This is a genomic window from uncultured Aquabacterium sp. (assembly GCF_947366995.1).
GTDB lineage: Bacteria > Pseudomonadota > Gammaproteobacteria > Burkholderiales > Burkholderiaceae_C > Aquabacterium.
The window spans coordinates 79574-93230 of record NZ_CANBCC010000002.1; the positions used below are offsets into that span (position 1 = coordinate 79574).

Here is a 13657-nt window from a genome sequence, read left to right on the forward strand (position 1 = left end):
AACACGAGACCATGCACTACCTCAAGGACCTCACCGTGCTGATCCTGGGTCTGGGTGACTCGGGTCTGGCCATGGCGCGCTGGTGCGCCCGGTGTGGCTCGACCGTGCGCGTGGCCGACACGCGCGCCAACCCGCCGCAGGCCGCCACGCTGGCCCGCGATGTGCCCACGGCCACGCTGCACCAGGGGCTGGATGCGAACCTGCTCGAGGGTGTACAGCTGGTGCTCAAGAGCCCCGGCCTGGCGCCCAACGCCCCCGATGTGGCCGCGCTGTGCGCCCGCGCCGATGAGCAGGGCATTCCGGTGCGTGGTGAGCTGGCGCTGTTTGCCACCGCGCTGGCCGACCTGAAGACCGACCTGGGCTATGCGCCCAAGGTGCTGGCCATCACCGGCACCAACGGCAAGACCACGACCACCTCGCTGACCGCACAGCTGTGCGAGCGCGCCGGGCTGCGCGTGGGTCTGGCGGGCAACATCGGTCCGACGTTGCTCGACACGCTGAGCCAGGCGCTGGATGCCGAGCCGCCGCGCGAGGTTGCGGCCATGGCCTCAGAAGAGACCCCGGATGCCGACAGCGTTGCCGTTGTCACGGCAGAGTCGGCTGTCGAGCCGACCCCGGTGTCGACCGACGAGACCCCGCCTGTGCCCCAAGACGAGCGAGCGGGCGAGGCCACGCCTTCCCTGTCCGATGACGCCGATGCCCCGCTGATCGAACTCACGCCCCCGCCGCCCGCCGCGCCCACCTTCGAGGTGCTGCCCGACGTGTGGGTGCTCGAACTCTCAAGCTTTCAGCTCGATGGCGTGAGCAACTTCGAGCCGAGCGCCGCCGTGGTGCTCAACATCACGCAGGATCACCTCGACTGGCACGGCTCGATGGCGGCTTATGCGGCGGCCAAGGCCCGCATCTTCGGCAAGCAGGGCGTGATGGTGCTCAACCGCGACGACGAGACGGTGATGGCAATGCTGCCGCCGCCCGAGGTCGTGAAGTCGGGCGTGCGCGGCCGGCCGTCGAAGCTCGTCGAGCGCGCGTCCGTGCATTTCGGGCTGGATGCCCCACGCCGCCCCGGCGACTTCGGGTTGGTGACCGAATCCGGCATGGCGTGGCTGGTGCGCGCCCACGAAGCAGACCCGACGATCAAGCGCAAGAAGGGCGAGGAAGAAGAGATCGTGCTGCAGCGGCTGATGCCGGCCGATGCGCTGCGCATCCGCGGTCGCCACAATGCGTCGAATGCACTCGCCGCGCTCGCACTGACCACCGCGGTTGGCTGCCCGCTGGCACCGATGCTGCACGGTCTGCGCGAATACCGCGGCGAGCCGCATCGCGTGGAACACGTGGCCACGGTGGCCGGCGTGGACGCCATCGACGACAGCAAGGGCACCAACGTGGGCGCCACGGTGGCGGCCCTCACTGGCCTGGGCTCCGACCTGTCGCCGGGCAAGCTCATCGTCATCCTCGGTGGCGACGGCAAGGGCCAGGACTTCGGTCCGCTGCGTGAGCCGGTCGCCCGGCATGCCCGCGCCGTGGCCCTGATCGGCCGCGATGCCGAGGCGATCGAAGCTGTGCTGCAGGGCGCCGAAACTGCCCAGGGCGAGCCGCTTCCGATGGCGCGCCACGCCAGCCTGGAAGATGCCACGCGCTGGGCCTTTGCACAGGCGCGCGAAGGCGATGCCGTGCTGCTGAGCCCCGCGTGCGCCAGTCTGGACATGTTCCGTAACTACGCCCACCGTGCCGAGGTGTTCGTCACCACGGTGCAGGCGCTGGCGGCCGATTGCGGAGACGTCGCATGAGCCTCACGCACACCGGCCTCTCCGGACGCCTGAGCGGCCTGCTCGGCGCGCTGCGCGCCCGCCTGGGCGGTGCCGATGCGGCCGGAGCCGGCTCGTTGCCGGTGCGCGATTATGTGAATGTCAGTGCCGCCAGTCCCTCGCGCGTGATGGGTTTCGACCAGCCGCTGGTGTGGGTGACGATCGCGCTGCTGCTCGCCGGCCTGATCATGGTCTATTCGGCCACGATCGCACTGCCCGACAGCCCGCGCTTCGCGAACTACGCACCGCATCATTTCTTCAGCCGCCACCTGCTATCCATCGTGATGGCCGTCAGCGTGGCGGCCGTGGTCACGCAGGTGCCCATGGCCACCTGGGAGCGGGTCGCGCCGTGGCTGTTCATCGCCTCGCTGGTGCTCCTGATCCTGGTGCTGATCCCGCACGTGGGCAAGGTCGTGTATGGCGCGCGGCGCTGGTTGCCGCTCGGGGTCATGAACTTCCAGCCGTCCGAGCTGGCCAAGCTGGCCATCGTGCTGTACGCGTCCGACTACATGGTGCGCAAGATGGACGTGAAGGAACGCTTCTTCCGCGCGGTGGCGCCGATGGCTGTCGCCGTGGGCGTGGTGGGCCTGCTGCTGCTGGCCGAGCCCGACATGGGTGCCTTCATGGTGATCGCCACCATCGCCATGTCCATCCTGTTCCTGGGTGGCGTCAACGGCCGCATGTTCTTCCTGATCACGGCGGTGCTGCTCGGCGCCTTCGCGCTGATGGTGACGCTCAGCCCGTGGCGGCGCGAGCGCATCTTCGCCTACCTCGACCCGTGGAGCGAAAAGAATGCGCTGGGCAAGGCCTACCAGCTCACGCATTCGCTGATCGCCTTCGGGCGCGGCGAGGTGTTCGGCGAGGGCCTGGGCTCCAGCCTCGAGAAACTGCACTACCTGCCCGAGGCGCACACCGACTTCCTGCTCGCCGTCATTGGCGAAGAGCTGGGCTTCGTTGGCGTCGCCATCGTCATCCTGGCGTTCTTCTGGATGGTGGTGCGCCTGTTCAACATCGGCCGCCAGGCCATTGCGCTCGACCGCGTGTTCTCGGGGCTGGTGGCCCAGGGCGTGGCCGTGTGGATGGGCGGCCAGGGATTCATCAACATGGGTGTGAACCTGGGCGTGCTGCCCACCAAGGGCCTGACGCTGCCGCTGATGAGCTTCGGCGGCTCGGCCATCCTGCTCAACTGCGTGGCGCTGGCGATCTGCCTGCGCGTCGACATCGAGAACAGACAGTTGATGCGCGGAGGCCGAGCATGAGCGCACGCCACCTCGTGATCATGGCGGCCGGCACCGGCGGACACATCATGCCCGGCCTGGCCGTGGCCGATGAAATGAAGCGCCGCGGCTGGACCGTGTCGTGGCTGGGCACGACCGGCGGCATGGAAAACCGCCTCGTGCCGCCCACGGGCATCCCGCTCGACACCATTGCCTTCAATGGCCTGCGCGGCAAGAGTCCGGTGGACACGCTGTTTGGCGGCGTGCGCCTGCTCAAGGCCTTTGCCGATTGCTGGAAGATCCTCGCAGCACGCAAGGCCACGGCCGTGCTCGGCATGGGCGGCTACGTCTGCTTCCCCGGTGGCGTGATGGGCACGGCCCGTGGTCTGCCTCTGGTCATGGTCAACGCCGATGCCGCCATGCTGCTGAGCAACCGCGCGCTGCTGCCGATCACCGACGTGCTGGCCTGCGGCTTTGACGGCCCGGCCTCGCAGCACAAGGTGGCCCGCGTGACCGGCAATCCGGTGCGCGCCGAAATCGAAGCCATCGCCCCGCCCGCCGAGCGCTTTGCCGGCCGCACCGGCCCGCTGCGCGTGCTGGTGGTGGGCGGCAGCCTGGGCGCACGCGTGCTGAACGAAACCGTGCCCGAGGCCCTGGCCAGGATCCCGGCCGACCAGCGCCCGCTGATCACCCACCAGACCGGCATGGCCAACCTCGAAGACGTGCGCAAGGCCTATGCCGCCGCCGGCCTCGGCGCCAGCCGCGATGCCGAGGTCCTGCCCTTCATCAACAACATGGCCGAGCGCCTGGCCGCGTGCGACCTGATCGTGTGCCGTGCCGGGGCCATCACCGTCAGCGAACTGTGCGCGGCCGGCGTGCCCAGCATCCTGATCCCGCTGATCGTGTCGACCACGGCACACCAGCGCGACAACGCCGAGTACATGGCCGGGCATGGCGCCGCCGTGCACCTGCCGCAGACCGAGCTGTCGGCCGACGCCCTGGCGCAGCGCCTGATGGCCCTGGACCGCACGCAGCTGCTGACCATGGCCGAACGGGCGCGGCAACTGGCACGCACCCGCTCGGCCGCCGCCGTGGCCGATGCCATCGAACAGCACGTGAAACCTACTTCCGGAAAGGCGTCTGCATGAAGCACGCCGTCAAACACATTCACTTTGTGGGCATCGGGGGCGCCGGCATGAGCGGCATCGCCGAGATCCTGCAAAACCTGGGCTACACCGTCTCGGGCTCCGACCAGTCGGACAGCGCCACGTCGCGCCGCCTGGCCTCGCTCGGCATCCGCGTGTTCATCGGGCACGAGGCCGCGCACATCGAGGGCGCCGAAGCCGTGGTCACGTCCACCGCGGTGAAGGGCGACAACCCCGAGGTGATCGCCGCACGCGCGAAGCGCATCCCGGTCGTGCCCCGCGCCGTGATGCTGGCCGAGCTGATGCGCCTGCGCCGCGGCATCGCCATTGCCGGCACGCACGGCAAGACCACCACCACCTCGCTGGTGACCTGCATCCTGGCCGAAGCCGGCGTCGACCCGACCTTCGTGATCGGTGGCAAGCTCAACAGCGCCGGTGCCAACTCGGCGCTGGGCAAGGGCGAGTACATCGTGGTCGAGGCCGACGAATCGGACGCCTCCTTCCTGAACCTGCTGCCCGTGCTGTCGGTCGTCACGAACATCGACGCCGACCACATGGACACCTACGGGCACGACTTCGCGAAGCTCAAGCAGGCCTTCGTCGACTTCCTGCACCGCATGCCGTTCTACGGCTCGGCCATCCTGTGCGCCGACGATCCCGGCGTGCGCAGCATCATCCCGCTGATCTCGCGTCCGGTGATCACCTATGGCTTTGGTGAAGACGCTCAGGTGCGTGCTGTCAATGTGGTGGCGCTGCCCGGCGGGCAAATGCGCTTCACGGTGCAGCGCCGCAACGGCCAGGTCATGCCCGATCTGGACGTGACGCTGAACCTGCCCGGCGTGCACAACGTGCTCAATGCGCTGGCGGCCATTGCCGTGGCCACCGAAATCGAGCTGCCCGACGCCCCGATGGTGAAGGCGCTGGGCGAGTTCACCGGCGTGGGCCGCCGCTTCCAGCGCCACGGCCAGTGCCGTGCCGGCGATGGCGGCCAGTTCACGCTGATCGACGACTACGGCCACCACCCGGTCGAGATGGCCGCCGTGATCAACGCGGCGCGCGGGGCCTTCCCCGGCCAGCGCCTGGTGCTGGCCTTCCAGCCGCACCGCTATACCCGCACGCGTGATTGCTTTGAAGACTTCGTGAAGGTGCTGGGCACGGCCGATGCGGTGCTGCTGACCGAGGTCTATGCCGCGGGCGAGGCGCCCATCGTGGCCGCCGACGGCCGGGCGCTGACCCGCGCGGTGCGCGTCGCCGGCAAGGTCGAGCCGGTCTTCGTCGACGACGTGGCAGCGCTGCCACAGGCCATCGCCGACAGCACCCGCGACGGCGACATCGTCATCTGCATGGGCGCCGGTTCGATCGGCGGCGTGCCCGCCAAGGTGGCGGAACTGTTGAAGCAAGAGGCATCGGCATGAGCCAGGTTCACCTTCAGCCCCCCCGTATCGACCCGGCCTCGCTGGGCAAGGTCGCCGTGCTGTTCGGCGGCACCTCGGCCGAGCGCGAGGTCTCGATCATGTCGGGCACCGGCGTGCTGCAGGCGCTGCAGTCGGCTGGCGTCAACGCGTTCGCCTTCGACCCGGCCGAGCGCCCGCTGGAAGACCTGCGCGCCGAAGGCGTGGACCGCTGCTTCATCGCGCTGCATGGCCGCGGTGGCGAAGACGGCACCGTGCAGGGCGCGCTCGAGCTGCTGAAGATCCCGTACACGGGCTCGGGTGTCATGGCCTCGTCCATCGCGATGGACAAGATCATGACCAAGCGCATCTGGCGCTTCGAGGGCCTGCCCACGCCGGACTGGCGCATGGTCAGCAGCGCCGACGAGTGCGTGCACGCGCTGGCCGTGCTGGGCGCGCCGATGATCGTCAAGCCGGCGCGCGAAGGCTCGTCCATCGGCCTGACCAAGGTGACCGACCCCGCCCAGTGCGCCGCTGCCTACGCGGCCGCCGCACAGCATGACCCCGAGGTGCTGTGCGAGCAGTTCATCGAAGGTGAGGAAACCACCTGCCCGGTGCTCATCGTGGAAGGCCACGCGCAGGCGCTGCCGGTGATCCGCATCGTCGCGCCCGGTGGCAACTACGACTACCAGAACAAGTACTTCACCGACGAGGTGCAGTACCTGTGCCCGAGCGGCCTGGATGCCGACGAGGAAGCCGAGATCCAGCGCCAGGTGGTGCGGGCCTTCCGCACGCTGGGCTGCCGGGGCTGGGCCCGCGCCGACGTGATGATCCGCCAGAGCGACCGCCAGCCCTTCCTGCTGGAGATCAACACCTCGCCGGGCATGACCGGCCATTCACTGGTGCCCATGTCGGCCCGCGTGGCCGGCCTGAGCTACGAACAACTGTGCGTGCACCTGCTGGCCTCGGCCAGCCTGGACAGCACCACCCGCTGACGCGAAGAAAGGCGCACAGGACACCACCATGCTCGCTGCCGCAGCCCTGCACGCTGCCCCCATCCAGGATGAGACGCCGATGGACGTCCGCTGGATGAACACGGCCGTGGTCGCGCTCGCGATCGGGCTGGTGGGGCTCTTGCTGGCGGCCGGCCTGCTGCGCCTGTCGCGCCTGCCTTACTTCCAGATCGACCGCATCGAAGTGGGCGGCGACCTGCAGCGCAACAGCCTGGCCACCGTGCGGGCCAACGCCGTGCACCGTCTGCAAGGCAGTTTTTTCGATCTTGACCTGCAGAAGAGCCGCGAGGTGTTCGAGTCGGTGCCCTGGGTGCGCAAGGCCGTGGTGCGCCGCGTGTGGCCCAACGAACTGCGCGTGACGCTGGAAGAGCACCGCCCCGCCGCCTACTGGTTCCGGGAGGACCAGGAGGACCAGCTCGTCAACACGCTGGGCGAGGTGTTCGACGCCAACCTCGGCGACGTCGAAGACGAGCGCCTGCCGGTACTGCGAGGCCCCGCCCACAGCACCGGCGAGGAGTCGGCGCGGATGCTCGCGATGCTGCGTGCGCTCAAGCCGCTCCTGCAGCCGCTGGGCGAGGTGCAGACGCTGCGCCTGACGGCCCGTGGCTCGTGGAGCGTGCAGCTCGACAACGAAGCCCGCATCGAGCTGGGCCGTGGCACCGACGACGAGGTGCTGGCCCGGGCCACCCGCTTCGTGCAGACCCTGCCGGCGCTGCAGCGCCAGTACCCTGCGCCGCTCGAGCAGGCGGACCTGCGTTACCCGCAGGGCTACGCGGTCAAGCTGCGCGGCACCAGCACCTGGGCCGATGCCGCGAGCAAGCCCAAGCCGCCGCCCGTGCGCAAGCCGTCGGCGCCCACCCCACCCTGATCAACCACCTGAGCCCTTCACACACACCATGCCCAAGGAATACAAGGATCTGGTCGTCGGACTGGACATCGGCACCGCCAAGGTGATGGCGGTCGTGGCCGAGGTCCTGCCCGGTGGTGACCTGCGCCTCGCGGGTCTCGGCGTGGCCCCGAGCCATGGCCTCAAGCGCGGCGTGGTCGTCAACATCGACGCGACCGTGCAGTCCATCCAGCAGGCGCTGAAAGAGGCCGAGCTGATGGCCGACTGCAAGATCAGCCGCGTGTGGACCGGCATCACCGGCAGCCACATCCGCGGCCAGAACAGCACGGGCATGGTCATCGTGCGCGACAAGGAAGTTGCCCCGATCGACGTGCAGCGTGTGGTCGAGACCGCCAAGGCCATCAACATCCCGAACGACCAGCGTCTGCTGCTGGTCGAGCCGCAGGAATTCATCATCGACGGCCACGAGGTGAGGGAGCCGATCGGCATGAGCGGTGGCCGCCTGGAGGTCAAGGTCCACATCGTGACCGGCGCGCAGAGCGCGGCCGAGAACATCGTCAAGTGCGTGCGCCGCTGTGGCCTGGAAGCCGAGCAGCTGGTGCTCAACCCGAGCGCATCGAGCTCGGCGGTGCTGACCGACGACGAGAAGTCGCTGGGCGTGGCCCTGGTCGACATCGGCGCGGGCACCACCGACGTGTCCATCTTCACCGATGGGGCCGTGCGCCACACCGCCGTCATCCCCATTGCCGGTGACCTGATCACCAGCGACATCGCGATGGCGCTGCGCACGCCCACCAAGGACGCCGAGGACATCAAGGTCGAGTACGGCGTGGCCAAGCAGCTGCTGGCCGATCCGAACGACCAGGTCGAGGTGCCCGGCCTGGGCGACCGCGCCCCGCGCATGCTCTCGCGCCAGGCGCTGGCCGGCGTGATCGAGCCGCGCGTCGAAGAAATCTTCTCGCTGGTTCACCAGGTGATCCGCGAGTCCGGTTACGAGGAGCTGCTGTCCTCCGGCATCGTGCTGACGGGCGGCTCGGCCGTCATGCCCGGCATGGTCGAACTCGCCGAGGACATCTTCCTGAAACCCGTGCGCAAGGGCCTGCCCCTGTACGCGGGTGCACTGCACGACATGGTGGCCAGCCCGCGCTCGGCCACCGTCATGGGCTTGCTCGAAGAGGCAAGACTCGCGCGCACGCGCGGGATGAAAGCGGCGCAGCAGGCCGGGTCGGTTCAGACCCTGTTCGGCCGTGTCCGCGACTGGTTTGTAGGCAACTTCTGACGCCCCACCGAGGGCAACTCCATTTCATTGGCAACTGCTTGAACAAAAGAGAGGTACGACATGGCAATCGAGATGATCGACAACTTTGATGCCGGCACCCAGATCAAGGTGATCGGGGTGGGCGGCGGCGGCGGCAACGCCGTGGAACACATGATCAGCCAGGGTGTGCAGGGCGTGCAGTTCATCTGCGCCAACACCGATTCGCAGGCGCTGGGTCGCTCGAGCGCCGAGATGCAGCTGCAGCTGGGCTCGTCGGGTCTGGGCGCCGGCGCCAAGCCGGAAGCCGGCAAGGCCGCTGCCGAAGAGGCCGTGGACCAGATCCGCAATGCGCTGGACGGCGCGCACATGGTCTTCATCACCGCCGGCATGGGCGGCGGCACGGGCACGGGCGCAGCGCCGGTGATCGCCCGTGTGGCCAAGGAAATGGGCATCCTGACCGTGGGTGTCGTGACCAAGCCGTTCGAGTTCGAAGGCAACCGCCGCACCAAGCAGGCCGACGCCGGCCTGGCCGAACTGGAAGCCAACGTCGATTCGCTGATCGTCGTGCTCAACGAAAAGCTGCTGGAAGTGCTGGGTGACGACATCACCCAGGAAGAGGCCTTTGCCAAGGCCAACGACGTGCTGAAGAACGCCGTGGGCGGCATCTCGGACATCATCCACATCCCGGGTCTGGTGAACGTCGACTTCGAGGACGTCAAGACCGTGATGAGCGAGCCGGGCAAGGCCATGATGGGCACGGCCACCGCCGGCGGCCCGGACCGCGCCACCAAGGCCGCCGAAGCTGCCGTGGCCTGCCCGCTGCTGGAAGGCATCGACCTGTCGGGTGCCCGTGGCGTGCTGGTGCTGATCGCCGCGTCGAAGTCGAGCTTCAAGCTGGCCGAGTCGCGCAACGCGATGAACACGATCCGCCGCTATGCGGCCGACGACGCCCACGTGATCTACGGCACGGCCTACGATGAAAGCCTGGGCGACCAACTGCGCGTCACCGTGATCGCCACCGGCCTGAGCTCGGGCAAGCGTGCCCAGGCGCCGATGACCGTGGTCCACAGCGCCGCCACCACGCAGGCCTTCGCCCGCACCGGCACCGACAACATCCCCGTGCTGAACCACCCGGTCGGCCACGCCCAGGGCCATGGCCTGGGTGGCGCCGGCGGCCATGACTTCAGCGGCCTCAACACCCCGAGCGTGTGGCGTTCGGGTCGCACGCAGGCGGCTGCCAAGGTCGACGCGCTGGCCAGCAACGGCATGGACGAGATCGAGATCCCGGCCTTCCTGCGCAAGCAGGCCGACTGAGTTGCCCGACTGATCGTACCGTTGCCAAGAAGTTGATCCCCCCGGGCCCGTGAGGGCGCGGGGGGTTTTTGGCGTTCTTCCGATTTCTTCTTCTGGCGTCAGCTCTGCACGCGGAACACCGACACCGCGCGTGACAGTGCGCTCGCCTGGTTGCGCAGGCTTTCTGCTGCAGCCGATGTCTCTTCCACCAGCGCCGCGTTCTGCTGAGTCGTCTGGTCGAGCTGCCCCACCGCCTGGTTGATCTGTCCCACGCCGGTGCTCTGCTCCGCGCTCGATGACGTGATCTCGGCGATCAGGTCGTTGACCTTGCGCACCTGCAGCACCACCTCCTCGATCGTGCGGCCCGCGCTGTTGACCTGGTCGTTGCCGACGTCGACCTTCTCGACGCTGTCCGTGATCAGGCCCTTGATTTCCCGGGCCGCGTTGGCCGAGCGCTGCGCCAGCGAGCGCACTTCGCTGGCCACGACCGCAAAGCCGCGCCCCTGTTCTCCGGCCCGTGCTGCTTCCACGGCGGCATTGAGCGCCAGGATGTTGGTCTGGAACGCGATGCCGTCGATGACCGAAATGATGTCGGCGATGCGCCGGCTCGACGCCTGGATGGCGGCCATTGTGGACACCACCTGGGCCACGTCCTCACCACCGCGCGCGGCCACGGCGGTGGCCTGTGCCACCAGCTGGTTCGCCTGGTTGGCGTTGTCGGAGTTGGCCCGCACGGTGTCCGTCATCTGGTGCATCGAGGCCGCCGTCTGCTGAAGGCTGGCCGCCTGTTGCTCGGTCCGCGCCGAGAGGTCGGAGTTGCCTTGCGCGATCTGCGTGGAAGCGGTGGCAATGGCGTCGGTGCCCTGGCGCACGTCGGCCACGAGGCGTGACAGGTTGGCCGTCATCTCGTTCATCGAGCGCACAAGGTCTGCCACTTCGTCTTCGCCCTGCACCTGGGCGCGCTGCGTCAGGTCGCCCTGCGCGACGGCCTTGCTCAGCGCCACCGCCTGGGAAAGCGGCTCGGTGATCGAACGGGTGATGCGCCAGGCCAGCACGCCGCAGACGACGGCGAGCAGGGCAATGCCGGCCACCACCAGGCTGAGCGCGAGCTGGTACGTGCGCTGTGCCGTGACCCAGGAACTCTCGGCGCCCCGCTTGTTCAGCTCGACGTCCTTGGCGACCAGTTCGAGCATCCGGCCAAACGCTTCGGCCGATTCGCCCACGGCCAGCGCGCGGGTGTCAGCAAAGGCCGCGTCCCCCTGGTTCGACAAGCCGATGAGGCGGTCGTTGAGCTGGCGGTAGGCCGCCATCTCGGTCTTGATCTGCGCCATCAGCGCGCGCTCTTCGTCCGAGGAGATGAGCTTGTCGTACTCCGCCAGGGTTTCCGGGATCTCCTTGTCGACGATCCGGGCCAGCACGGCGGCCTGCCTGGCCTTGCCTGCTTCCGTGGACTCGAGCACGTGCCGCAGGCTCGCGCGGCGGGCCTCGTTGAACTCATTGCGCAGCGTGGCGAGCGCCTGCACGCTGGGCAGCCAGTTGACGGCCAGTTCGCGGGTGTCGCTGTGCAGGCGCGACATCTGGAACAGACCAAAGGCGCCGGTCAGGAGCAGCAGCACGGCCGTCGTGCCGAAGGCAAGCCCCAGTCGCGCCCCCAGTTTCATTTTGCTCAACATCGCTTCACGCTCCTTGGTGACGTGGTGGTCTGGCGATATCGGCTTGTCCGAGCAGGACTTGATCTGGGTTTAATGTCCGGGATTTATCGGGCGGAAGGGGCGGTATTCCGTCACGTGCGCTCAAGCGGCGGGGTGGCCGACGTGAGGGCGGTCAGGCGGGCCTGGGTGATCGCGTCCCCGATCGCCGGCCCCTTCAGGCCGCGCGCAAGGGCCTCGGCCGACACCGATGCGGTGTCCACCGCGAGCACCGTGTCGAGCGCCCGGGCGAGCCGCGCGCCCTGCGGATAGGGACAGTCGTCGAGGCCCAGGCGGCCGCGTGCATCGCACTCGCAGGCGAGCAAGAGCTCACGGAAGCGGGCGGGCTTGCGCAGGCCGTCGCAGCGCTCCAGCAGGCGTAGCACGGCCTCGGGGCCGAACTCGGCGCTGCGGTGGACATTGCCGTGCTCGCGGGCCACCACATCGGCCAGCTCTCGGCAGTCGTTGGGCACGCGCAGCCGCTCGCTGACGTCGCGCAGCAGGCGCACGCTGCGCCCCTCGTGGCCAAGGTGGCGCGGCAGGATCTCGGCGGGCGTGGTGCCCTTGCCCAGGTCGTGGCCGAGGCAGGCGTAACGCACCGGCAGGCTGGCGCCGAGGCGGGCGGCCATGTCGAGCACCATCATCACGTGCACACCGGTGTCGACCTCGGGGTGGTAGTCGGCCCGCTGGGGCACGCCCCACAGCCGGTCGAGTTCGGGCAGCAGGCGCGCCAGCGCGCCGCAGTCGCGCAGCACGGTGAACATCCGTGAGGGGCGAGCCTCCATCAGGCCGCGGGCCAGTTCCTGCCAGACCCGCTCGGCCACCAGGTGGTCGACCTCGCCGTCGTCCACCATGCGCCGCATGAGCGTCACCGTTTCATCGGCCACGGTGAAGTCGGCAAAGCGGGCGGCGAAGCGGGCCAGGCGCAGGATGCGCACCGGGTCTTCGGCAAAGGCAGGCGAGACGTGGCGCAGCACCCGGTCGGCGAGGTCGCGCTGGCCGCCGTGGGGGTCGATGACCGTGCCGTCCTCGTCCTGTGCCATGGCGTTGACCGTCAGGTCACGGCGCACCAGATCCTCCTCCAGCGTCACCTCGGGGGCCGCGTACACGGTGAAGCCGTGGTAGCCCCGGCCGCTCTTGCGTTCGGTGCGGGCCAGGGCGTGTTCTTCGCCGGTTTCTGGGTGCAGGAAGACGGGGAAGTCCTTGCCGACCGGCCGGAAGCCGAGGTCGGTCATCTGCTGCGGGGTCGCGCCGACGACCACCCAGTCGCGGTCACCGCCGGGTCGCCCGAGCAGGCGGTCGCGCACGGCGCCGCCGACGAGGTAGGTTCTCATCCGGTCAGTTTAGTGAAATGCACGGAAAGAGGGAGGGCGCGGGGGCCATGCCCCGGCATGCACACCGATTTGTGCGTTTCCGCACAGAAGAGGGCGTGGATTGTCGATTTCAGTGCAGTGTCCCCGCGACTCGGGCGCCAAAAGCGCCAGAAAGCGCCCGAATCGGCTGGCATGGCGCATGCGTGGTGGGAAGGGCCCTAACACCTCAGGAGGTCTTGTCATGAAGCGTTCCCTGTTCGCCCTTGCCACCGCAGCCGCACTCTGTGTGGCCGGTGTGGCCCATGCAGAGCCGGTCTACGGCACGCTGTCCGGTACGTCGAAGAGCGTCAAGACGATCTTCGAGGTCGACTATGCCGGCACGCTGTACGGCAACCTGTCGTCCTATCTCATCGACGGTGTCGGCTACGACATCTTCTCGGTGGTGGTGGACGGCGTCACCCTGGTCGACGAATTGCCGGCGTCCCCGAACGATTACTACTCGTTCGCCCTGCCGGTGCTGCCTGGCGAACACACCATCTGGGTCAAGGGCGCAAGCTTCGGCGGCCAGTTCAGTGGCACCTACAAGGTCACGCCGGTGCCCGAGCCCGAGTCGCTGGCTCTGGCCATGACCGGTCTGGTCGGTGTGGCCGGCGCGGTGGCCCGTCGCCGCCGCCAGGACCGCTGAAA

11 protein-coding genes are annotated in these 13657 nt (G+C 68.7%); 9 read left to right on the forward strand and 2 right to left on the reverse strand.

What is annotated here, in order from left to right; genetic code table 11:
* Window positions 1–11 precede the first annotated feature (11 nt).
* From murD to ftsZ, 8 genes are read left to right on the forward strand one after another with little or no spacing between them, the layout of a single operon-like run.
* The gene (gene murD / locus Q0Z44_RS01320) at window positions 12–1787 is read left to right on the forward strand and encodes a UDP-N-acetylmuramoyl-L-alanine--D-glutamate ligase (protein ID WP_298009064.1); all 1776 of its coding nucleotides are present in this window, start codon (window positions 12–14) and stop codon (window positions 1785–1787) included.
* On the forward strand, window positions 1784–3064 hold the full coding sequence (ftsW, locus tag Q0Z44_RS01325; RefSeq protein ID WP_298009066.1) for a putative lipid II flippase FtsW: 1281 nt from the start codon (window positions 1784–1786) through the stop codon (window positions 3062–3064). The genes murD and ftsW overlap by 4 nt, the downstream gene beginning before the upstream one ends.
* A complete protein-coding gene (gene murG / locus Q0Z44_RS01330; protein ID WP_298009070.1) occupies window positions 3061–4170 on the forward strand; it encodes an undecaprenyldiphospho-muramoylpentapeptide beta-N-acetylglucosaminyltransferase in 1110 nt (369 codons plus the stop codon). The genes ftsW and murG overlap by 4 nt, the downstream gene beginning before the upstream one ends.
* Entirely contained in the window at window positions 4167–5582 is a 1416-nt protein-coding gene (gene murC, locus Q0Z44_RS01335; protein WP_298009073.1) for a UDP-N-acetylmuramate--L-alanine ligase, read from the forward strand. The genes murG and murC overlap by 4 nt, the downstream gene beginning before the upstream one ends.
* The gene (locus tag Q0Z44_RS01340) at window positions 5579–6553 is read left to right on the forward strand and encodes a D-alanine--D-alanine ligase (protein ID WP_298009076.1); all 975 of its coding nucleotides are present in this window, start codon (window positions 5579–5581) and stop codon (window positions 6551–6553) included. The genes murC and Q0Z44_RS01340 overlap by 4 nt, the downstream gene beginning before the upstream one ends.
* A gap of 28 nt (window positions 6554–6581) precedes the next feature.
* Complete coding sequence (locus Q0Z44_RS01345; RefSeq protein WP_298009079.1) at window positions 6582–7439, forward strand: cell division protein FtsQ/DivIB; 858 nt, start codon at window positions 6582–6584, stop codon at window positions 7437–7439.
* A gap of 28 nt (window positions 7440–7467) precedes the next feature.
* The gene (ftsA, locus tag Q0Z44_RS01350; RefSeq protein ID WP_109037644.1) at window positions 7468–8697 is read left to right on the forward strand and encodes a cell division protein FtsA; all 1230 of its coding nucleotides are present in this window, start codon (window positions 7468–7470) and stop codon (window positions 8695–8697) included.
* A 60-nt stretch (window positions 8698–8757) separates the two neighbouring features.
* Complete coding sequence (ftsZ, locus tag Q0Z44_RS01355) at window positions 8758–9990, forward strand: cell division protein FtsZ (RefSeq protein WP_298009086.1); 1233 nt, start codon at window positions 8758–8760, stop codon at window positions 9988–9990.
* Between the two features lie 98 nt (window positions 9991–10088).
* On the opposite strand, the gene Q0Z44_RS01360 is transcribed toward ftsZ, so the two are convergent.
* Together Q0Z44_RS01360 and Q0Z44_RS01365 are read right to left on the reverse strand one after the other, a co-directional pair.
* Window positions 10089–11642: a methyl-accepting chemotaxis protein gene (locus Q0Z44_RS01360; RefSeq protein WP_298009089.1), complete on the reverse strand. Its 1554-nt coding sequence runs from the start codon at window positions 11640–11642 to the stop codon at window positions 10089–10091.
* 110 nt (window positions 11643–11752) lie between these two features.
* Window positions 11753–12991, reverse strand: a complete 1239-nt coding sequence (locus tag Q0Z44_RS01365; protein WP_298009092.1) for a multifunctional CCA addition/repair protein — start codon at window positions 12989–12991, stop codon at window positions 11753–11755.
* 220 nt (window positions 12992–13211) lie between these two features.
* On the opposite strand from Q0Z44_RS01365, the gene Q0Z44_RS01370 reads away from it, so the two are divergent.
* On the forward strand, window positions 13212–13655 hold the full coding sequence (locus Q0Z44_RS01370) for a PEP-CTERM sorting domain-containing protein (RefSeq protein WP_298009096.1): 444 nt from the start codon (window positions 13212–13214) through the stop codon (window positions 13653–13655).
* The last annotated feature ends 2 nt before the right edge of the window (window positions 13656–13657 follow it).

What these genes read in the sequence shown, in the direction of transcription:
- Q0Z44_RS01340 (WP_298009076.1), top strand. Translation starts at nt 5,579, where the DNA reads ATGAGCCAGGTTCACCTTCAGCCCCCCCGTATCGACCCGGCCTCGCTG.
- ftsZ (WP_298009086.1), top strand. Translation starts at nt 8,758, where the DNA reads ATGGCAATCGAGATGATCGACAACTTTGATGCCGGCACCCAGATCAAG.
- murD (WP_298009064.1), top strand. Translation starts at nt 12, where the DNA reads ATGCACTACCTCAAGGACCTCACCGTGCTGATCCTGGGTCTGGGTGAC.
- Q0Z44_RS01360 (WP_298009089.1), bottom strand. Translation starts at nt 11,642, where the DNA reads ATGTTGAGCAAAATGAAACTGGGGGCGCGACTGGGGCTTGCCTTCGGC.
- ftsA (WP_109037644.1), top strand. Translation starts at nt 7,468, where the DNA reads ATGCCCAAGGAATACAAGGATCTGGTCGTCGGACTGGACATCGGCACC.
- ftsW (WP_298009066.1), top strand. Translation starts at nt 1,784, where the DNA reads ATGAGCCTCACGCACACCGGCCTCTCCGGACGCCTGAGCGGCCTGCTC.
- Q0Z44_RS01370 (WP_298009096.1), top strand. Translation starts at nt 13,212, where the DNA reads ATGAAGCGTTCCCTGTTCGCCCTTGCCACCGCAGCCGCACTCTGTGTG.
- Q0Z44_RS01365 (WP_298009092.1), bottom strand. Translation starts at nt 12,991, where the DNA reads ATGAGAACCTACCTCGTCGGCGGCGCCGTGCGCGACCGCCTGCTCGGG.
- Q0Z44_RS01345 (WP_298009079.1), top strand. Translation starts at nt 6,582, where the DNA reads ATGCTCGCTGCCGCAGCCCTGCACGCTGCCCCCATCCAGGATGAGACG.
- murC (WP_298009073.1), top strand. Translation starts at nt 4,167, where the DNA reads ATGAAGCACGCCGTCAAACACATTCACTTTGTGGGCATCGGGGGCGCC.
- murG (WP_298009070.1), top strand. Translation starts at nt 3,061, where the DNA reads ATGAGCGCACGCCACCTCGTGATCATGGCGGCCGGCACCGGCGGACAC.